The following is a 20526-nucleotide window of genomic DNA, read 5'->3' as shown; positions in this document are numbered from 1 at the left end:
TTTCACCGTGACCACCACGACCGACCTGGTGTCGTACGAGGACGCGCTGGCGTCGTACGACCCCGTCATGGGCCTCGAGGTCCATGTCGAACTCGGCACCGCCACCAAGATGTTCTGCGGCTGTTCGACCGCGCTCGGCGCCGACCCGAACACCCAGACCTGCCCCACCTGCCTCGGCCTGCCCGGCGCGCTCCCGGTCGTCAACGCGACCGGCGTGGAGTCCGCCATCAAGATCGGTCTCGCGCTGAACTGCGAGATCGCCGAGTGGTGCCGCTTCGCCCGGAAGAACTACTTCTATCCGGACATGCCGAAGAACTTCCAGACCTCCCAGTACGACGAGCCGATCGCCTTCAACGGCTACCTCGACGTGCAGCTGGAGGACGGCGAGACCTTCCGCGTGGAGATCGAGCGCGCCCACATGGAGGAGGACACCGGCAAGTCGACGCACGTCGGCGGCGCCACGGGCCGCATCCACGGCGCGTCCCACTCCCTGCTGGACTACAACCGCGCCGGCATCCCGCTGATCGAGATCGTCACCAAGCCGATCACCGGCGCCGGCGAGCGCGCCCCCGAGGTCGCCAAGGCCTACGTCCGTGAGCTGCGCGAGCTCATCCGTGCCCTCGGCGTGTCCGAGGCCCGCATGGAGATGGGCCAGATGCGCTGCGACGTGAACCTGTCGCTGATGCCCAAGGGCGCGGACAAGTTCGGCACCCGCAGCGAGACGAAGAACGTCAACTCGCTGCGCTCCGTGGAGCGCGCCGCCCGCTTCGAGATCCAGCGGCACGCGGCCGTGCTCTCCTCGGGCGGCACGATCGTGCAGGAGACCCGGCACTTCCACGAGGACACCGGTTCCACGACCTCCGGCCGCGTGAAGGAGGAGGCCGAGGACTACCGGTACTTCCCGGAGCCCGACCTGGTGCCCGTGGCCCCCTCGCGCGAGTGGGTCGAGGAGATCCGGGCGGCGCTGCCCGAGCTGCCGCTGGCCCGCCGCACCCGGCTGCTGGCCGAGTGGGGCATCTCCGGCACCGACATGCAGGCCATCCTCAACGCCGGTGCGCTGGACGCGATCGTCGCCACGATCGACGCCGGCGCCGACGCGGCCTCGGCCCGCAAGTGGTGGATGGGCGAACTGGCGCGCAGCGCCAACGAGTCCGGCAAGGCGCTGGACGAGCTGGCGATCACCCCGGCGCAGGTCGCCCGGGTCACCGAGCTCGTCGCGAAGGGCGACCTGAACGACAAGCTGGCCCGCCAGGTCATCGAGGGCGTCCTCGCCGGCGAGGGCACCCCGGACGAGGTCGTCGACAAGCGCGGTCTGAAGGTCGTCTCCGACGAGGGTGCCCTGACGACCGCCGTCGAGGAGGCGATCGCGGGCAACCCGGCCATCGCGGACAAGATCCGCGGCGGCAAGGTGGCCGCGGCCGGCGCCCTGGTCGGCGCGGTCATGAAGGCCACCCGCGGCCAGGCCGACGCGGCCCGCGTCAAGGAGCTGATCCTGGAGAAGCTGGGCGTCACCGACGCCTGACCCGAGCGGCCCGGACCACGGGGGGACACGCCGACGAGGCGCGTCCCCCCGTACCGCTTCCCGGGCTCTCCCGGCCCGCACCCCGGCCCCGTACCCCGACCCGCATTCGGGCGGGTTCCGACCCCGCATCCGGGTTTTCCGCCCGGAGGCGCTACGCTCGCCCGCCATGAGTGGACGCGCCGATTCCGAAACGCACGCCGGCATATCCGGGGCGGACGACGTCGAGGCCACCGGCGACCGCGACGCGACCTCCGGCGCCGCCGGGGCGGCCGAGGACGACGAGGGGTCCGGGGACCCCGCGGAGGTCGCGCGCCGGGCCCGCTGGACGGCGAGCGGGGCCGGGGCGCTGCTCACGCTCGCCGGTCTCGCCGCGTCCCTGCTGCGGCTCAGCCGCTCCGCCCCCGCGGCCGTACCGGCCGCCTACGCCGCCGGCGCGGCCGTGTGCGCGCTCGCCGCCCTCCTCGGCGCCCGGGGCCGTACCCGGCGCGCGCTGTGGCTGCTGATCGCCGGGGTGATGGTGATGGCCCTCGGCGACCAGTCCGATTGAGCGAGCCCGCCGCGCGGCCCGTATCACCGAACGGACACCCGGCGGACGACAGATCATGCCTGATTGTGCTGTGAGTTGGGTCGCACTCATGTGAATAAGCCCACGAACGCGGTAAACGATCAGATTCGCCTGCAACAGTGTTATCCATTGCTCATGCGTTCTTTGCGGGCTGTTCCGTTCATGGACCACTGTTCCCGGTCAAAGATCCACAAATAGTCACTCGGGAGCACGTTCGTGGCAGCCCTTGCGCGCTGGTGTGTCCGGCACCGCCTCGTCGTCGTACTGCTCTGGCTTCTCGCGCTCGGCGGGGTCACGGTGGCCTCCACCGTCGCCGGCGCGGCGTACTCCAACGACTACGAGGTGCCCGGCACCGACTCCGGCCGCGCCACCCAGCTGCTCCAGGAGGGCTTCCCCGGACTCGGCGGCGACAGCGACACCGTCGTCTGGCACACCACCTCCGGCACCGTCCGCGCCGCCGACGTCGCGCAGACGATGTCCGGCGCCCTGGACCGGATCGCCGCCCTGCCCGGCGTGGCCTCCGTGACCAGCCCCTACAAGGGCGGACAGGGCGCCGGCCGGATCAGCCGGGACGGGCACACCGCGTACGCGACCGTCACCTTCGACCGCCCCGCCCAGGACATCACCAAACCGCAGGCCGAGGCCGTGGTCAGCGCCGCCAAGGCCGCCGAGGCGGACGGGCTCCAGGTGGAACTCGGCGGCAGCGCGATCAGCCTCACCCAGTCGTCCGGCGGGCACGTCGCCGAGATCGTCGGCGTGGTCGTGGCCGCCGCGGTGCTGCTGGTGGCGTTCGGCTCGCCGGCCGCCGCCCTGCTGCCCATCGCCACCGCGCTGGTCGGCGTCGGCACCGCCTACTCCGCCATCGAACTGCTCGGCCACGCCATGACGGTGGCCGACTTCGCGCCCATGCTCGGCATGCTGATCGGCCTCGGCGTCGGCATCGACTACGCGCTGTTCATCGTCACCCGGCACCGGCGCGGCCTCAAACGCGGACTGAGCACACCCGAGGCCGTCACCAACGCCACCGCCACCACCGGCCGGGCTGTCGTCTTCGCGGGTGCCACCGTTTGCATCGCGCTGCTCGGCATGCTCATCCTGCGGCTCGGCTTCCTCAACGGGGTGGCGATCGCCGCCTCGTTGACGGTCGTCCTCACCGTGGCGGCCTCGGTGACGCTGCTGCCCGCCCTGCTGTCCTTCATCGGCCCGCGCGCCCTGAGCCGGCGCGAGCGGCGCCGCCTGGCCGAGCACGGGCCCGAACCCGAGGTGCCCACCGGGTTCGCCGCCCGCTGGTCGGCCTTCGTCGAGCGCCACCCCAAGCTGCTCGGCGCCCTCGCCCTGGGCGTGATCACCCTGCTCGCGCTGCCCACGCTCTCCCTCCACCTCGGCACCTCCGACCAGGGCAACGACCCGGGTACGACGACCACCCGACGGGCGTACGACCTCGTCGCCGAGGGCTTCGGACCCGGCGTCAACGGGCCGCTCACCCTGGTCACCCGCGTCGACGGCGCCGAGGACCGGCTCGCCCTGGACAACCTCGACACCACGCTGCGCGGCACCCGGGGCGTCGCCGCCGTCACCCCGGTCACCTACGACACCGGCGGCACCACCGCCTACCTGAGCATCGTCCCCGACTCCGCGCCCCAGTCGCAGCGCACCAGCGACCTCGTCGACCGGCTGCGCACCGAGGTGCTGCCGCGCGCCGAGACCGGCACCGGCCTCGACGTGCACGTCGGCGGGGTCACCGCCGGGTACGACGACTTCGCCGGCGTCATCGTCGGCAGACTCCCGCTGTTCGTCGGCGTGGTCGTCGGCCTCGGCTGCCTGCTGCTCCTGCTGGCCTTCCGGTCCATCGGCATCCCGCTCAAGGCCGCCGCCATGAACATAGCCGCCGTGGCCGCCGCGTTCGGGGTCGTCGTCGCGATCTTCCAGTGGGGCTGGGGCAGCGAGTTCCTCGGCCTCGGCCGGGCGGGGCCCGTGGAGCCGTTCCTGCCCGTGATCATGGTCTCGGTGCTCTTCGGGCTGTCCATGGACTACCAGGTCTTCCTGGTCAGCCGGATGTACGAGGAGTGGCTGGAGACCGGCGACAACCGGCGGGCCGTGCGCGTGGGCCTCGCCGAGACCAGCCGGGTGATCAACTCGGCCGCGGTCATCATGATCTCCGTCTTCCTCGCCTTCGTGCTCAGCGGCGACCGCGTGATCGCGATGTTCGGCATCGCCCTCGCCGCCGCCGTCGCCCTCGACGCCTTCGTCCTGCGCACCCTGCTGGTGCCCGCCCTGATGCACCTGCTCGGCGACGCCAACTGGTGGCTGCCGCGCCGGCTGGACCGCGTACTGCCCCGGATCAGCATCGAACCGCCCGAGTGCCGCGCCGCCCATGAGAGGCTCACGGCGGTCACGGCGGCCGTGGCGGAACTGGCGAAGGAGACGCAACCGGATGTACGCGATATCCCTGGGTGACGACGGAGCCGAACTGCGTCCCCTGGAGCCCTGGCACGCGGGGGAGTTCCTCGCCCACCTCGACCGGGGGCGCGAGTTCATCACCCGGCACATCCCGTTCGGGGCGAACGCCACGGACACCGAGTCCGCCCGCGCCGTCCTGCAGTCGTACGCCGACAAGCGCGCCGCCGACAGCGGCTTCCTGCACGGGCTGTGGCTGGAGGGCAAGCTCGTCGGTGGGCTGCTCTTCCGCGTCTTCGACGCGGCGACCGGGACGTGCGAGGTCGGCTGCTGGCTGGAGCCCGCCGGAACCGGCCGGGGCCTGGTCACGCGCGGGGCGCGGGTGCTCATCGACTGGGCCGTGGAGGAACGCGGCATGCACCGCGTGGAGTGGCACGTGTCGTCGGCCAACGAGGCGAGCATCGCCGTGGCCCGGCGGCTGGGCATGATCCGCGAGGGCGTGCTCCGCGAGAGCTACCCCTACCGGGGCGTGCGCCAGGACACCGAGATCTGGGCGGTGCTCGCCCCCGAGTGGCGTGCCACGCGCGGGCGTGCCGCACGCGGCCATTAAGGGACCTCTCAGACAGTGTCCGTACGGTGCTCGGCATGGGAACCAGGACTGCGGACGAGACGGAAGCCACGAGCGGGGCCGAGACCCCCGGGACCCCCGAGGCGACCGGGACCGGGGCGGAGACCGGCGGGGCCGCCGGCGGGAAGGACGAGCAGGAGACGGCGGCGGCCGTGACCGAGGAGGGCGCGGAGCCGGAAGAGGGCGCTGAACCCGGCGAGGAGGGTCCCTCCGGGGTCGGGCAGGGCGCCGGAGCCCTCGTCTCCGCCGCGCTCGGCCTGGTCTCGCTGAGCGGCAGCTGGATCGGCACCGTGGCCGGCGCCCGCGAACAGCTCGTGGGCCAGCTGCGGACCTCCACGTCGGCGAGCGTGGCCACGCAGATCAAGGAGGTCTACGGCGACGCCTGGCACACCACCGCGCTGTGGGGCGGGCTGTTCGCGCTGGCCGCGCTCGTCGTCGGCGTGGTCGTGCTGGCCCGGCCCGCGTTCGGGGCGCCCGGCCGCGTACAGGCGCCGTGGACCAGGTCGGCCGCCTGGGCGGGCGTCGTCCTCGGGGTCGTCGGCCTGCTGCTGGCCGTCCTGAAGTACACCGACGCGCTGCTCGGACTGCCGTCCGCCTGACCGGCTGAGACACCCGGACGATCTCCCGTCCGGCGAGGGGTCTGGGGGCCGCCGTAAGTACCTTACGGCGGCCCCCAGACCCCTCCCGCGCGTCTAAGGCCCCCGGCGCCCCCGAAGATGCGGAATCCTCCCGATGCCGGCCGGCCCCCCGGGAGACGAAGGTGGTCCATGGCATCGCAGGACGCGATGCGGACGATCACCTCTCACCGAACGGGGAGTACGCCATGTTCGCCTACGAGATCCACCGGATGCGCTCCGCCGAACTGCGCGCGCAGGCCGACCGGGAGCGCCTGGCCCTCGCGGCCCTGCGCGGCCGCCGCGCCGGCCGGCGCAGTACCGGCCAGGAGGCCCCGGTGGCCGAGTCCCATAGCAAGGGGTCCCGGCGGCACCGGTTCACCCGGGCCGCATGACCCCGTCCGCACCCCGGAAAACCGGTGCCGCGGTGTCACAGGCACGTGCGATGCTCGGGGCTGTGGAGACCAGGTCCGTCAGTCCGGTGTTCGTCGGCCGCGCCGACGAGTTGAACACGCTGAACGACGCGCTCGCCCGCGCGACCGGTGCGGGCACCTCCCAGGCGTCAAGCACCGGGGGAGAGCCGCAGGCGTTGCTCATCGGCGGTGAGGCGGGCGTCGGCAAGACCCGCCTCATCGAGGAGTTCGCCTGCGCCGCGAGCCGCCGCGGCGCGATCGTGGCGCTCGGCGGGTGTGTGGAGATCGGCGCGGACGGACTGCCGTTCGCCCCGTTCTCCACCGCCCTGCGCGCCCTGGTCCGCGAGCTGCCCGGCGAACTCGCCGCCGCGGCCGCCGGGCAGGAGGAGGAACTGGCCCGTCTGCTGCCCGAACTCGGCGAGCCCGCCGCCGGCCGCGGCCGGCACGACGAGGAGGGCACGGCCCGCCTCTTCGAGCTCACCGCGCGCCTGCTCGAACACGTCGCCGCAGAGCGCACAGTGATCCTGGTCCTGGAGGACCTGCACTGGGCCGACGCCTCCACCCGGCACCTGCTCGCCTACCTCTTCCGCACCCTGCGCACCGGCCGCCTCGTCGTCCTGGCCACCTACCGCACCGACGACATCCACCGCCGCCACCCGCTGCGCCCCCTGCTCGCCGAGCTGGACCGGCTGCGCACGGTCCGCCGCATCGAACTCGCCCGCTTCACCCGGCACGAGGTGGGCCGCCAGGTCGCCGGCATCCTCGCCGCCGAACCCGACCCCGCCCAGGTCGACGACATCTTCGAACGCTCCGACGGCAACGCCTTCTTCGTCGAGGAACTCGCCGTCTGCGCCACCGAGAACCGCGCCTGCATCAGCGACTCCCTGCGCGACCTGCTCCTCGTCCGCGTCGAGGCGCTGCCCGAGGCCGCCCAGCGGGTCGTGCGGATCGCCGCCGAGGGCGGCTCCACCGTCGAGTACGAACTGCTCGCCGCCGTCACCGGGCTCGCCGAGGACGACCTCATCGACGCGCTGCGCGCCGCGGTCAACGCCAACATCCTCGTCCCCGCGCCCACCGGCGACGGCTACCGCTTCCGGCACGCCCTGGTGCGCGAGGCCGTCGGCGACGACCTGCTGCCCGGCGAGCGCTCCCGCCTCAACCGGCGCTACGCCGAGGCCCTGGAGGCCGACCCGGCACTCGTGCCAGCCGCCGACCGGGTCCTGCGCCTGGCCAGCCACTGGTATCACGCGCACGACGCGGCCAAGGCCCTGCCCGCCGTCCTCGACGCCTCCGTCACCGCCCGCTCCCGCCACGCCTACAGTGAGCAACTCAGGCTGCTGGAGCGCGCGATGGAGCTGTGGGATTCCGCCCCCGAGGAGGTGAGGGCGCGGCTGCGGCCCGTCGACTACACCGAGGTCTACCCGCCCTGCGGCTGCGACCCCGCGACCACACCCCTGCGCTACCTCGACCTGATGGCGGAGGCCGCCGTCGCCGGCCGCCTGTGCGGGGAGCGCGAACGCGCGCTGAAGATCACCAAGCGGGCCCTGCGCCTGCTGGAGGAGGAGCACGACCCGCTGCGCGCCGCCTGGTTCTGGGTCCAGCGCTCCCGCCTCGTCCAGCTGAAGTCCCACGGCGACGGCTGGGAGGAACTGGCCACCGCGCAGGAACTCGTGCGCGGCCTCCCGCCGTCCGAGGTCCACGCCGAGGTGCTGGCCAACGTCGCCAACTGGTCCATGGTCCACGTGCCCGGCCCCGACGCCCTCTCCGCCGCCGAGCGGGCCGTGGAGTACGCGCGCATGGTCGGCGCACGCGAGATCGAGATGACCGCCCGTCTCACCCTGGGCGGCCTCATGGTCGACGCCGGGGACGTCGAGGCCGGACTCGCCGAGATGCGCGAGGTGAACCGGCGCACCGTGGACGACGGCATCTCCGCCGTGGCGGGCCGCTCCTACGTCAACCTGCCCTCCGAACTGGAGGCCGTCGGACGCTCCCGCGACGCCGTGCCGCTGCTGGAGCGGGGGCTCGCCTACACGCAGAGCCACGGCCTGCTGGACCACGAGGCCTGGATCTGGGGCAACCTCGCCGAGTCCCTCTACAGCCTCGGCCGCTGGGACGAGGCCGCCGAGGCGGCGACCCGCTCCGCCCGCGTCGGCCAGAGCGCCAAACCCAACGCGTTCTACGCCAAGAACCGCGCCGAACTGGCCCTCGCGCGCGGCGACCGCCCCGAGGCCGCACGCCAACTGGCCGTGGCCCGCGAGAGCTTCGGCAAGTACGACCACGCCCCGCAGCACGCCCTGCCCCTGTCCCGCATAGCGATCGCGGTCGCCGCGGGCGAGGGCCGCCTGCCGGACGCCCGCGCCGAACTCGAAGAGGTCCTGGAGGCCGGCTTCCCGCCCGGCACCCAGCGCTACGGCTGGCCGCTGCTGCTGACCGCCGCCACCGTGGAGACCCGCGCCGCCGGACTGCCCACCGCCGACCCCGCCCGCCCCGCGATCCTGGAGCGCATCCGGCTGGCCGCCAAGTCGCTGGCCACCCACGCCCCCGTCTGGCAGGCCTACGAACGCTGGGTGCGCGCCGAACTGCTGCGCGCCGAGGGCCGCGCCGCCCCGGAGGACTGGGCCGAGCTCGTCACCGCCTTCGAGTCGCTGGAGCGGCCCTACGACCTCGCCCGCGTCCGCCACCGGCTGGCCGAGGCCCTGCTCGCCACCGGCGAGGAGGACGGGCGGGACAGCGCCGCGGAACTGCTCCGGCTGGCCCACGCGGTCGCCGAGCACCTGCGCGCCCGGCCCCTCGCCGACGCCGTCGCCCTGCTGGCCCAGCGCGCCCGCCTCGCCGTGGGGCCGGCCGCGCGCCGGCCGGACGTGCCCGCCGACCCGGTGGAGTCGCTCGGCCTCACCAGCCGCGAGCGGGACGTCCTGCGCCTGGTCTCGGCCGGCCGCACCAACCGCCAGATCGCCGAGGAGCTCTTCATCTCCCCGAAGACGGCGAGCGTGCACGTCTCCAACATCCTCGCCAAGCTCGGCGTCTCGGGCAGAGGAGAGGCGGCCGCGCTGGCCCACCGCCTGGGACTGTTCGAGCAGGAAGCGGGGGACCGGCTGGCGGCGGGATGATGGGGGCACGTATCGAGGACGAGTGACGTCTACCTCACCTCCAGCTCCAGGATCCGGTCGTCCCCCTTCTTCGGGTCGCCGCGGCCGTCCGTGTTGCTGGTGACCAGCCACAGCTTGTCGCCGCCCGCGGAGACGACCGTGCGCAGGCGGCCGTACACCCCGGTGAGGAACGCCTGCGGCGGTGCCGACGCCGTCGTGCCCTTGAGGGGGACGCGCCACAGGCGCTGCCCCTTCAGTGCGGCCATCCAGACCGAGCCCTCGGCGTAGGCGATCCCGCTGGGGGAGGCCTCGTCGGTGTGCCACTGGGCGATCGGGTTCACGAACCTCGGATCCTTGGACATGCCCTCCGCGTCCGGCCAGCCGTAGTTGCCGCCCGGCTTGATCGCGTTCAGCTCGTCCCAGGTGTCCTGGCCGAACTCCGAGGCGAACAGGCGCTGTCCGGCGTCCCAGGCCAGGCCCTGCACATTGCGGTGCCCGTAGGAGTAGACCGGCGAGCCGGGGAACGGGTCGCCGGGCGCGGGCTCGCCCTCCGGGGTCAGCCGCAGGATCTTGCCGCCGAGGGACTTGGTGTCCTGGGCGAGCCCCCGCTCGCCGCTCTCGCCCGTGCCCGCGTACAGCATGCCGTCCGGGCCGAAGGCGATCCGCCCGCCGTTGTGGATCACGCCCTTGGGGATGCCCTTGAACACCGTGTCGGGCGCGCCCAGTTGCTCCCCGGCCGGCTTCTTGCCGTCGTACAGCATCCGGACGATCCGGTTGTCCGAGGCGGAGGTGAAGTAGGCGTAGATCAGGTGGTCGGAGGCGAACCGCGGGGAGAGCGCGATGCCGAGCAGGCCGCCCTCGCCCTCGGGCGCCACCCCGGACACCGTGCCCAGCTCCGTCTTCTTCCCCGTCTTCTCGTCGACGCGGGTGATCGTCGCCTTGTCCCGGGAGGAGACCAGCAGCCCCCCGCCGGGCAGCGGGGCCAGCCCCCAGGGCGAGTTCAGACCCTCGGCGACCGTGCGCAGCACCTTCACCGATCCCTTGGCCGGCGGCACGGTTGGCCCGGACGCCTCCCCGGAGGGCGGGGCCTGCGCGCTCGTACGGCCGGGAGCGGCGCTGTCCGTCCCGCCGGGCCCGCCCCCGTCACCACCGGAGGAGCAGCCGGCCGCCAGCAGCAGCGCGGCGGCGGCCGACACGGCCGTCCCCACTCGACGTCGCACGATCCTGTCCCTTCGACGGTCGCGGGCCCTGCCCGGCCCGCCGGCACGCGGTCCTCCCTGTCATACCCCGCGCGCACCCCGTAAGTTCCCGATCACCCCGATCGGACCCGCCCGCCGGCGGCTGCCGGCGTCGGGCTTCCGCTCAGTGCCAGGACCCCTGTGCCGCCGGGAGCGATGCCACCTCCGCCAGGTCCCGCGCCGTCAGGCGCAGCCGCGCCGCCGCCGCGTTCTCGACGACCCAGCGTTCCCGCTTGGCGCCCGGCACCGGAACCACGTGGGGTCCCTGGGCGAGTGCCCAGGCCAGGGCCACCTGGGCCGGCGTGACGTCCTCGCCGTGCCGCGCGGCTATCCGGCGCAGCCCGGCGACGATCGGCTGGTTCGCCGCCATCATCTCGGCGGTGAACCGGGGGTGGCGGGCCCGCAGATCGTCCGGCTCGAAGCCCTCGCCCGGCGTGAGCGTGCCGGTGAGGAAGCCGTTGCCGAGCGGCATCGCCGCCAGGAACCCCACGCCCCGCGCCTCGCACCAGGGCAGCAGCGTCTCCAGCGCCTCCGGTGACCACACCGACAGCTCCGCCTGCACCGCGCTCACCGGGAAGACCTGTTGCACTCGCTCCAACTGCCGGATCGTTCCGTCGTACAGCCGCGCCCCCGCCCTGCGCCCCCCGCGCGCCCCCACCGCGCACAGCCCGAGGGCCCGCACCTTCCCGGCCCGCACCAGCTCCGCCATCGCCCCCCAGGTCTCCTCCACCGGGACCTCCGGGTCGGCGCGGTGCAGCTGGTAGAGGTCGATCACGTCCGTCTGGAGCCGCCGCAGCGAGGCGTCGCAGGCCCGCTGCACATAACCGGGGCGGCCGTTGGCCACGATGTGCTGCTCGCCCACCAGCAGACCGGCCTTGGTGGACACGAAGGCGTCGGACCGCCGCTCCTTCAGCACCCGCCCCAGCAGCAGCTCGTTGGTGAACGGCCCGTACATGTCCGCGGTGTCCAGAAGCGTGCAGCCGGCGTCCAGCGCCCGGTGCACCGCCCTCAGCGACTCCGGACCGCGCTGCCGCGAGGTGCTGTACGCCCAGCTCATCGGCATGCACCCGAGTCCCACGGCCCCCACCGCGAGTGCCGCCGCGCCGATCGTCCTGCGCTCCACCTCGCCGTAACCCTCCCTCGCCTGCGGCTCCCCAACCTAACCTCTGCCGGCCCGCGCCCCTGACATAGCCTCCTGACCATGACTGCTGACGTGTGGCTGCCCATCCCGCCGGACGAGATCGAGGGGCTTGTGGACGGGCCGAACTACCTCTTCTGGGACGGAGGGGCGGACGGCGCCCAGGAGTTCCCCGGCGACCCCGCCGACTGCGCCGTGTACGTGGTGCCCTACATGAAGCGGCAGCCCGTCAAGACGCGCCCCCTCGCGCACATGCGCAACCTCCGCCTCATCCAGACCCTGACGGCCGGCGTCGACGACATCACCGCGCACCTGTCCGACATCGTCCCCGGCGTACGGCTGTGCAACGCGCGCGGAGTGCACGAGGCGAGCACCGCCGAACTCGCGCTCGCCCTCATCCTCGCCTCCCTGCGCGGCATCCCCGGCTTCGTCCGCGCCCAGCAGCGGGAGGAGTGGAAGAGCGACTTCCACCCGGCCCTCGCCGACAAGAGCGTCCTCATCGTCGGCTACGGAGCCATCGGCGCCGCCGTCGAGGACCGGCTCGCGCCCTTCGAGCTCGCGCGGGTGGCGCGCGTGGCGCGCTCCCCGCGCACCACGGCGCGCGGTCCGGTGCATCCGCTCACCGATCTGCCCTCCCTGCTGCCCCAGGCCGACGTCGTCGTCCTCTCCACACCCCTCACGGAGGCCACCAGGGGCCTGGCGAACGCGGACTTCCTCGCCCGCATGAAGGACGGCGCGCTCCTCGTGAACGTGGCCCGCGGACCCGTCGTCGACACCGACGCCCTGCTCACCGAGCTGCAGAGCGGCCGGCTCACCGCCGCCCTCGACGTCACCGACCCCGAGCCGCTGCCGCCGGGACACCCCTTGTGGCACGCGCCCGGCGTGCTCATCAGCCCGCACGTCGGCGGCCCCACGTCCGCGTTCCTGCCGCGCGCCAAGCGGCTGGTGGCCGACCAGTTGCGCCGGTTCGTGAACCAGGAGCCGCTCGCGAACGTGATTCTGACGACGGGCGCGGAAGGCGTGTAGTCCGCTTCGGGTACGGACCGCGATCCCGCATGTGCGGGGCGTACCCGCATATGCGCTGGTCGTCACGGAGCGTAGAGGAACTATGTCCCTGAGTGACGAGACTGGTGTATCGTCCCCGACAGGGGCTGCGCCGCGACCGTTCGGCGCCGGGGACGGACATTTCAGACCGCGAGGGGGGCGACAGGCGATGCACGGCCTATGGACGAACGATCCGACGCGGCGGGGCCGCCACCGGAGGCCCTGGCGCACTGCCGCGCGCAGACGCGGCCACCACAACAGCCATCACCATCACCACCACCGCAGGCCCACCGGCCGCAGGAGCCACGCGCACACGGCGCACCGGGACCCGCGGGACCCGGCGGCGCGGACCGGGAGGGACCGGTGAGCCCGCCCCCGCCCGCCGTGACCACGCTGGGCACAAGCCTGCGCGGGCGCCCTCGCCACGACGCGCGGCCGCTCGCGCCCGCGCCCGCCGCGGACCGGCGGCGGGCGGTTCCCCAGCTCGCGCTGGCCCTGGTGTGCGCGGGATACGCCGTCGGTTCCGCCTGCGGCTGGGGTTCGCACGAGGTCGCGCTGATCATGGGGGACTTCGGGCTGAGCCTCGCGGCCGGCACCGGGGCCGTCTCATGCGTCCTGTACGCGCGAAGCCGCCGGGTCCGCTTTCGAACCGCCTGGCTGCTGTTCGCCCTGTCCTCGGCGATGGCGGCCCTCGGCAACGCGGTCTGGGGGTGGTACGAGGTCGTCCTCGGCACCCCCGTGCCCAGCCCCAGCTACGCCGACCTGTTCTTCCTGTGCTTCGCGCCGCCGGCCATCGTCGGGCTCCTGGTCCTCGCCAAGCGCCCCACCAACAGGGCGGGCTGGGTGTGCCTCGCGCTGGACGCCTGGCTGATCGGGGGCTCGCTGCTCACGCTGTCGTGGAGCATCGCCCTCGCCCAGGCGGCCAAGTTCGACGGCCCGAGCGTCGCGCACACCGCGCTGTCGCTCGCCTATCCGCTGCTGGACATCGCCCTGGTCAGCATGGTGCTCGCCCTGCACTTCCGGCGCTCACCGGTCAACCGCACCGCCGTGAACACCGCGATCGGCGGGCTCGGCCTGACCGTGATCAGCGACGCGCTGTTCACCTCGCCGCTGCTGCACAACAACTACCACTCGGGCCAGTTGCTCGACGCGGGCTGGTTCGCCGGCTCCCTCCTCCTGGCCTACGCCCCCTGGGCCGCCCCACACCCCACCGACGCGCCCCCGGAACACGCCGGGCCGTGCCGGTACGAGGCCGACGGCCACGCGACGACCGGCGCCGGACCACACGGCCACGAGCCGGGAGTCCGCGAGCCTGGAGGTCACGAGCCTGGAGGCCGGGGGGCGTTCGGCCGGGTGCTGTTCGGCCGCGGGCCGAGCGGTCGGCGGGCGTTCGGCCGAGCGCTGTTCGGCCGAGGACCGGGCGGTCGGCAGGCGTCCGGCCACGAGCCACACGGCCACGAGCCGCGGGGCCACGAGCCGCACGGCCACGAGCCGCGCGGCCCAGTGCCGTTCGGCGACGAGCCGTTGACCCACCAGCTGTTCGCCCACGAGCCGTTGGACCACCAGCCGTTCGGTCGCGGGGCGGGCGGTCACGAGCCGTTCGCCTACGAACCCGCCGGTCACGGGCCGGCCGGCCACGAACCCGCCGGCCACGAACCCGCCGCTCGCGGGGACGCCGGTCACGGAGCGGCCGGTCACGGAGCGGCCGGTCACGAGGCAGGCCTCCGCGAGGCCGCCACCGTCACCGGCGAGGAGAACGGGCACGCCCGCGCCCACCGCGAGCGGATCCCCGGGCAGCGCCCGGCCGGCCTCCGGACAGCGCCCCACCCGACACCTGTCCCCGTCCCGCAAGGCGGCGATCACGAGCGGTACCCGGCCGGGCGCCCCGTGTCCGGATCGCTCGCCGCCCTCACGCCCTACCTGGCCGCCGCCGTGTGCACCCTCGGAATCCTCTACAACGTGCTCAACGGCCACAGCGTGGACCGCGTGGTGCTGATCACCGCCGGCGCCGTGGTGCTGGCCCTCGTGGTGCGCCAGGGGATCATGCTGCTCGACAACATCGGCCTCGCCCAGGAACTGGCCCAGCAGGAGAACCACTTCCGTTCCCTGGTGCAGGGCTCCAGGGACGTCATCATGATCGCCGCGCCCAACGGCATCCTCAGATACGTCTCCCCGGCCGCTGCGGGGGTGTACGGGCGGCCCGCGGAGGAACTGGTCGGCAGGGAGCTGGCCACCCTCATCCACCCGGAGGACCTGGGCTGCGTGGTCCACGAGGTGCGCCGCTTCCTCGTGGCCGGGCCGCACGAGGAGCCGACCACCCGCATCGAGTGTCGCTTCCGCTCCGGCGACGGCGGCTGGCTCAACGTGGAGTCGACCATCAACCGCCACCACGGCGGCCTGATCTTCAACAGCCGGGACGTCACCGAGCGGGTCCGCCTCCAGGCGCAGCTCCAGCACAACGCCGAGCACGACCCGCTCACCGACCTGCCCAACCGCGCGCTGTTCACCAAACGCGTCCAGCAGGCTCTGTCCGGCCGCCGCAGCACCGACCACGGCACGGCCGTCCTCTTCATCGACCTGGACGGCTTCAAGGCCGTCAACGACACGATCGGGCACCAGGCCGGGGACGAACTGCTCGTCCAGGCCGCCCGCAGACTCCAGGAGGCGGTCCGGCAGGGGGACACCGCCTCCCGGCTGGGCGGCGACGAGTTCGCGGCCCTGATCGTCGGGGACGGCAACCGCGACCGCGCCGCCCGCGAGGGGCACATCCTGGAGCTCGCCGACCGCCTCAGGCTCACCCTCTCGCAGCCCTACCTCATCGACGGCAACGATGTCCGCGTCGCCGCGTCCATCGGGGTGGCGTTCGCCGAACCGGGCCTCGGCGCGGGGGAGTTGCTGCGCAACGCCGACCTCGCCATGTACCGGGCCAAGGCGGCCGGCAAGGACAGGGTCGAGCTCTACAAGCCCCAGATGCAGCAGGACGTCGTACGCAAGACGGAGCTGGCCACCCGGCTGCGGTCCGCGCTGCACCACGGCGAGTTCACCCTGCTGCACCAGCCGGTGGTCTGCCTGTCCGGCGGCCGGATCGCATCGGTCGCCGCCCAGGCGCGCTGGCGCTCCTCGCAGGGAGTGCTCTTCACGCCCGCCGAGTTCCTGCGGGTGGCCGAGGACAGCGACCGCACGGTCGAACTGGTCCGCTGGGTGCTGGAGGAGGCCGTCGAGCAGGCCGCCGAGCGCGCCGCGACCGGCCTGACCGTCCCCGTGGTGGTCCGGGTGGGCGCGCGCCGGCTGCTGGACCGCTCGCTGCCCCCCGGCTTCGTCGAGTCCCTGCTGACCCGGCACGGGCTGCCGTCCGGGGCGCTGGTGCTCGAACTGGCCGACCTCGACCCGCGGGCCCCGCTGGACGAACTGGAGCGGCGCCTGGCCGCGCTCAGGAGGCTCGGCGTACGCGTCGCGCTGGACGGCTTCGGCAGCGGCCACGGCGCGCTGGCGGCCCTTCGCAGGCTCCCCGCCGACGTGCTCAAGATCGACCGCTCGCTGGTCGAGGGCGTCGTCGAGTCGCCCCGGCTGCACAAGATCACCAGCGGGCTGCTGCGCATCGCGGGCGACCTCGGCATGCAGTCCGTGGCCGACGGCGTCGACCTGCCGGAACAGGTCGTCGCGCTGCGCGCGATGGGCTGCACCCACGGCCAGGGCATGGCCTTCGCCGGCCCGCTGGACGAGTACCGGCTGCGCCGGGCGCTCACTTCCGGCCACTACCCGGTGCCGCACGGACCGGTCGAACCGGCCTTCGCCGGGGGCGGCGCCGGGGTCTACACCCAGGCGGTCTCCGCCGGCGGCATCTCGTCGGCCGGCGTGACCGCCGTCATCGGCGGCGGGACGGCGCTGCGCTCACATGGTGAGACTCCCGTCCCACCCACTTGACAGTGAGTGCGCGCCGGGGGGAGGGTCAGTTCCATGCGCACCCGAATTCTCGTACTTGGACAGCGCGTCGGCTGAGCTGGGACCCCACCGGATGACATCCGGAATCCCCAGCGACCCTCACCGGCGCGCTCCCCTCGCTTGCCTTACGGCACGAGGGGTTTTTTGTTGCACGGGCACCCCCGAGCGGCAATCGCACACCGCACAAACCTCGCAAAAACCCTCAGCATCGAGAAGAGAATGCCGATGACCGAGCAGGCCACCGGGGCCCATCACCCGCAGCCGCGGCCCCGATCCGGAGGACACCAGTCCGCTCCCGAGCACGTCACGGGTGCGCAGTCCCTCATTCGCTCTCTCGAGGAGGTCGGCGCCGACACCGTATTCGGCATTCCCGGTGGTGCGATCCTTCCGGCGTACGACCCCCTGATGGACTCCACGCGGGTGCGCCACGTGCTGGTCCGGCACGAGCAGGGCGCCGGCCACGCCGCCACCGGCTACGCGCAGGCCACCGGCAAGGTCGGCGTCTGCATGGCCACCTCGGGCCCCGGCGCCACCAACCTGGTCACCCCGATCGCCGACGCCCACATGGACTCCGTCCCGCTGGTCGCGATCACCGGCCAGGTGGCGTCCTCCTCGATCGGCACGGACGCCTTCCAGGAGGCGGACATCGTCGGCATCACCATGCCGATCACCAAGCACAACTTCCTGGTCACCAAGGCCGAGGACATCCCGCGGGTGATCGCGCAGGCGTTCCACATCGCCTCCACCGGCCGCCCCGGCCCGGTCCTGGTCGACATCGCCAAGGACGCCCTCCAGGCGAGGACCACCTTCTCCTGGCCGCCGGTGATGGACCTGCCGGGCTACCGGCCCGTCACCAAGCCGCACGCCAAGCAGATCCGCGAGGCGGCCAAGCTCATCACCTCCGCCCGCCGCCCCGTCCTCTACGTCGGCGGCGGCGTGATCAAGGCCGGCGCCACCGCCGAGCTGAAGGTCCTCGCGGAACTCACCGGAGCGCCCGTCACCACCACACTGATGGCGCTCGGCGCATTCCCCGACAGCCACCCGCTGCACGTGGGAATGCCGGGCATGCACGGTGCGGTCACCGCCGTCACCGCGCTGCAGAAGGCCGACCTGATCGTCGCCCTCGGAGCCCGCTTCGACGACCGCGTCACCGGCAAGCTGGACAGCTTCGCCCCGTACGCCAAGATCGTCCACGCCGACATCGACCCGGCCGAGATCGGCAAGAACCGCGCTGCCGACGTGCCGATCGTCGGAGACGCCCGCGAGGTCCTCGCCGACCTCATCCAGGCCGTCCAGAAGGAGCACAGCGAGGGCCACAAGGGCGACTACACCGCCTGGTGGAAGGACCTCAGCCGCTGGCGCGACACCTACCCGCTCGGCTACGACCAGCCGGAGGACGGCTCCCTGTCCCCGCAGCAGGTCATCCAGCGGATCGGGCAGCTCGCCCCCGAGGGCACGATCTTCGCGGCGGGCGTCGGCCAGCACCAGATGTGGGCGGCGCACTTCGTCCAGTACGAGCAGCCCGCCACCTGGCTGAACTCCGGCGGCGCCGGAACGATGGGCTACGCGGTCCCGGCCGCGATGGGCGCCAAGGCGGGGCAGCCCGGCCGTACGGTCTGGGCGATCGACGGCGACGGCTGCTTCCAGATGACCAACCAGGAGCTCACCACCTGCGCCCTGAACAACATCCCGATCAAGGTCGCCATCATCAACAACGGCGCCCTGGGGATGGTCCGCCAGTGGCAGACCCTGTTCTACAACCAGCGCTACAGCAACACGGTGCTGCACTCCGGGCCGGGCGCCGAGCCCAAGGGGCCGAGCGCCGGCACCCGCGTCCCCGACTTCGTGAAGCTGTCGGAGGCCATGGGCTGCTACGCCATCCGCTGCGAGTCCCCGGACGACCTGGACAAGGTCATCGAGGAGGCGAACTCGGTCAACGACCGCCCGGTCGTCGTCGACTTCATCGTCCACGAGGACGCCATGGTGTGGCCGATGGTCGCCGCCGGCACCTCCAACGACGAGATCATGGCCGCCCGGGACGTCCGCCCCGACTTCGGCGACAACGAGGACGACTGAGAGCGCCGGGACCCCCGAGGACTTCAGGAAGGTACGACCGTCATGTCCACCAAGCACACGCTCTCGGTCCTGGTCGAGAACACCCCCGGCATCCTCGCCCGGATCGCCGCCCTGTTCTCCCGCCGCGGGTTCAACATCGACTCGCTCGCGGTCGGCGTCACCGAGCACCCCGACATCTCCCGCATCACCATCGTGGTCAGCGTCGAGGACCTGCCGCTGGAACAGGTGACCAAGCAGCTCAACAAGCTCGTCAACGTGCTCAAGATCGTCGAGCTGGAGCCCTCGCAGGCCGTGCAGCGCGAACTCGTCCTGGTGAAGGTGCGCGCCGACAACGAGACCCGCTCCCAGATCGTCGAGATCGTCCAGTTGTTCCGCGCCAAGACCGTCGACGTCTCCCCGGAGGCGGTGACCATCGAGGCCACCGGCAGCAGCGACAAGCTCTCGGCCATGCTCAAGATGCTCGAGCCGTTCGGCGTCAAGGAGCTGGTCCAGTCCGGCACGATCGCGATCGGCCGCGGCGCCCGTTCGATCACCGACCGGTCGCTGCGCGCCCTCGACCGTTCGGCGTAGCGGCGCGTTCGGGCGGCCGGGTGACACCGGCCGCCCGTATGCCGAGACCCCGAAACTTCCCTTCCCCTCACCGGCATACGGTGGGACGCACAACCCGCACACCAAGGAGAGAACCCAAAGTGGCCGAGCTGTTCTACGACGCTGACGCCGACCTGTCCATCATCCAGGGCCGCAAGGTCGCGGTCATCGGCTACGGCAGCCAGGGCCACGCCCACGCGCTGTCGCTGCGCGACTCCGGTGTCGACGTGCGGGTCGGTCTGCCCGAGGCCTCCAAGTCCCGGGCCAAGGCCGAGGAGCAGGGCCTGCGCGTGGTGACGCCCTCCGAGGCCGCCGCCGAGGCCGACGTCATCATGATCCTGGTGCCGGACCCGATCCAGTCCCAGGTCTACGAGGAGTCCATCGCCCCGAACCTGAAGGACGGCGACGCGCTGTTCTTCGGCCACGGCTTCAACATCCGCTTCGGTTTCATCAAGCCCCCGGCCGGCGTGGACGTCTGCATGGTCGCCCCCAAGGGCCCGGGCCACCTGGTGCGCCGTCAGTACGAGGAGGGCCGCGGCGTCCCGTGCATCGTGGCCGTCGAGCAGGACGCCTCCGGGGACGCCTTCGCGCTGGCCCTGTCGTACGCCAAGGGCATCGGCGGCACCCGGGCCGGCGTCATCAAGACCACCTTCACCGAGGAGACCGAGACCGACCTGTTCGGCGAGCAGGCCGTGCTGTGCGGCGGCACCGCCGCGCTGGTCAAGGCGGGCTTCGAGACCCTCGTCGAGGCGGGCTACCAGCCGGAGATCGCCTACTTCGAGTGCCTGCACGAGCTGAAGCTGATCGTGGACCTCATGTACGAGGGCGGCCTGGAGAAGATGCGCTGGTCCATCTCCGAGACCGCCGAGTGGGGCGACTACGTCACCGGCCCGCGCATCATCACCGACGCCACCAAGGCCGAGATGAAGCAGGTCCTCGCCGAGATCCAGGACGGCTCCTTCGCCCGCAACTGGATGGACGAGTACCACGGCGGTCTGAAGAAGTACAACGAGTACAAGCAGCAGGACTCCGAGCACCTGCTGGAGACCACCGGCAAGGAGCTGCGCAAGCTCATGAGCTGGGTCAACGAGGAGGCGTAGTCCTCACGCCAGGAGGCCGGGTGCGGGAACGCCCCGGCCTCTTCGGCGAACCCGGGGTAACGTCGGAGTTCACGGTGGATTCGCGGCGTTGTCCACCCCGTCCAGCCACGGACGGGTGATCCTTCCGCAGCGGCGCAATACGGCGGTCGCGACGCCACTAGACTGCTGCACA

The 20526-nt window shown here is 72.8% G+C and carries 14 protein-coding genes; 12 read left to right on the top strand and 2 right to left on the bottom strand.

Translation table 11 applies throughout. The features are described from left to right. Positions 1–7 precede the first annotated feature (7 nt). From gatB to IE217_RS35285, 7 genes are all read left to right on the top strand, one after another. Positions 8–1522 (top strand): Asp-tRNA(Asn)/Glu-tRNA(Gln) amidotransferase subunit GatB, encoded by a 1515-nt coding sequence (gene gatB / locus IE217_RS27950; RefSeq protein ID WP_190180735.1) that lies wholly within the window; start codon positions 8–10, stop codon positions 1520–1522. Positions 1523–1688: 166 nt separating this feature from the next. Continuing rightward, positions 1689–2069 (top strand): hypothetical protein, encoded by a 381-nt coding sequence (locus tag IE217_RS27945; RefSeq protein ID WP_190180734.1) that lies wholly within the window; start codon positions 1689–1691, stop codon positions 2067–2069. Between the two features lie 234 nt (positions 2070–2303). Next, positions 2304–4544: an MMPL family transporter gene (locus IE217_RS27940; protein WP_190180733.1), complete on the top strand. Its 2241-nt coding sequence runs from the start codon at positions 2304–2306 to the stop codon at positions 4542–4544. Beyond that, positions 4522–5094 carry a GNAT family N-acetyltransferase gene (locus tag IE217_RS27935; RefSeq protein ID WP_190180732.1) on the top strand — a complete coding sequence of 191 codons (573 nt, stop codon included), beginning with the start codon at positions 4522–4524 and terminating at the stop codon, positions 5092–5094. The genes IE217_RS27940 and IE217_RS27935 overlap by 23 nt, the downstream gene beginning before the upstream one ends. Before the next feature lie 35 nt (positions 5095–5129). Beyond that, a complete protein-coding gene (locus tag IE217_RS27930; RefSeq protein ID WP_190180731.1) occupies positions 5130–5711 on the top strand; it encodes a hypothetical protein in 582 nt (193 codons plus the stop codon). A 224-nt stretch (positions 5712–5935) separates the two neighbouring features. Further along, complete coding sequence (locus IE217_RS27925) at positions 5936–6121, top strand: hypothetical protein (RefSeq protein ID WP_190180730.1); 186 nt, start codon at positions 5936–5938, stop codon at positions 6119–6121. A 50-nt stretch (positions 6122–6171) separates the two neighbouring features. Continuing rightward, complete coding sequence (locus IE217_RS35285) at positions 6172–9249, top strand: helix-turn-helix transcriptional regulator (protein ID WP_190180799.1); 3078 nt, start codon at positions 6172–6174, stop codon at positions 9247–9249. Positions 9250–9278: 29 nt separating this feature from the next. Here IE217_RS35285 and IE217_RS27915 read toward each other — a convergent pair whose 3' ends face one another. Together IE217_RS27915 and IE217_RS27910 are read right to left on the bottom strand one after the other, a co-directional pair. Continuing rightward, positions 9279–10448, bottom strand: coding sequence for a PQQ-dependent sugar dehydrogenase (locus IE217_RS27915; RefSeq protein ID WP_190180729.1), 1170 nt, complete (start codon positions 10446–10448; stop codon positions 9279–9281). 142 nt (positions 10449–10590) lie between these two features. Continuing rightward, positions 10591–11589 (bottom strand): aldo/keto reductase, encoded by a 999-nt coding sequence (locus IE217_RS27910; RefSeq protein WP_190180728.1) that lies wholly within the window; start codon positions 11587–11589, stop codon positions 10591–10593. Between the two features lie 78 nt (positions 11590–11667). Between IE217_RS27910 and IE217_RS27905 the strand changes: the two genes are divergently transcribed. From IE217_RS27905 to ilvC, 5 genes are all read left to right on the top strand, one after another. Further along, complete coding sequence (locus tag IE217_RS27905) at positions 11668–12630, top strand: 2-hydroxyacid dehydrogenase (RefSeq protein WP_190180727.1); 963 nt, start codon at positions 11668–11670, stop codon at positions 12628–12630. Positions 12631–13011: 381 nt separating this feature from the next. Next, positions 13012–16572, top strand: a complete 3561-nt coding sequence (locus IE217_RS34940) for a putative bifunctional diguanylate cyclase/phosphodiesterase (RefSeq protein WP_229865653.1) — start codon at positions 13012–13014, stop codon at positions 16570–16572. A gap of 243 nt (positions 16573–16815) precedes the next feature. Continuing rightward, positions 16816–18666 (top strand): acetolactate synthase large subunit, encoded by a 1851-nt coding sequence (locus IE217_RS27890; RefSeq protein WP_190180726.1) that lies wholly within the window; start codon positions 16816–16818, stop codon positions 18664–18666. A gap of 42 nt (positions 18667–18708) precedes the next feature. Continuing rightward, positions 18709–19236 carry an acetolactate synthase small subunit gene (gene ilvN, locus IE217_RS27885; RefSeq protein WP_190180725.1) on the top strand — a complete coding sequence of 176 codons (528 nt, stop codon included), beginning with the start codon at positions 18709–18711 and terminating at the stop codon, positions 19234–19236. 119 nt (positions 19237–19355) lie between these two features. Next, the gene (gene ilvC, locus IE217_RS27880; RefSeq protein ID WP_190180724.1) at positions 19356–20354 is read left to right on the top strand and encodes a ketol-acid reductoisomerase; all 999 of its coding nucleotides are present in this window, start codon (positions 19356–19358) and stop codon (positions 20352–20354) included. Positions 20355–20526: the final 172 nt, after the last annotated feature.

It is taken from the genome of Streptomyces naganishii JCM 4654, from assembly GCF_014650575.1.
Lineage (GTDB): Bacteria > Actinomycetota > Actinomycetes > Streptomycetales > Streptomycetaceae > Streptomyces > Streptomyces naganishii.
Note: the sequence above shows the minus strand (reverse complement) of the source record. Positions and strands in the feature narration are given on the sequence as shown.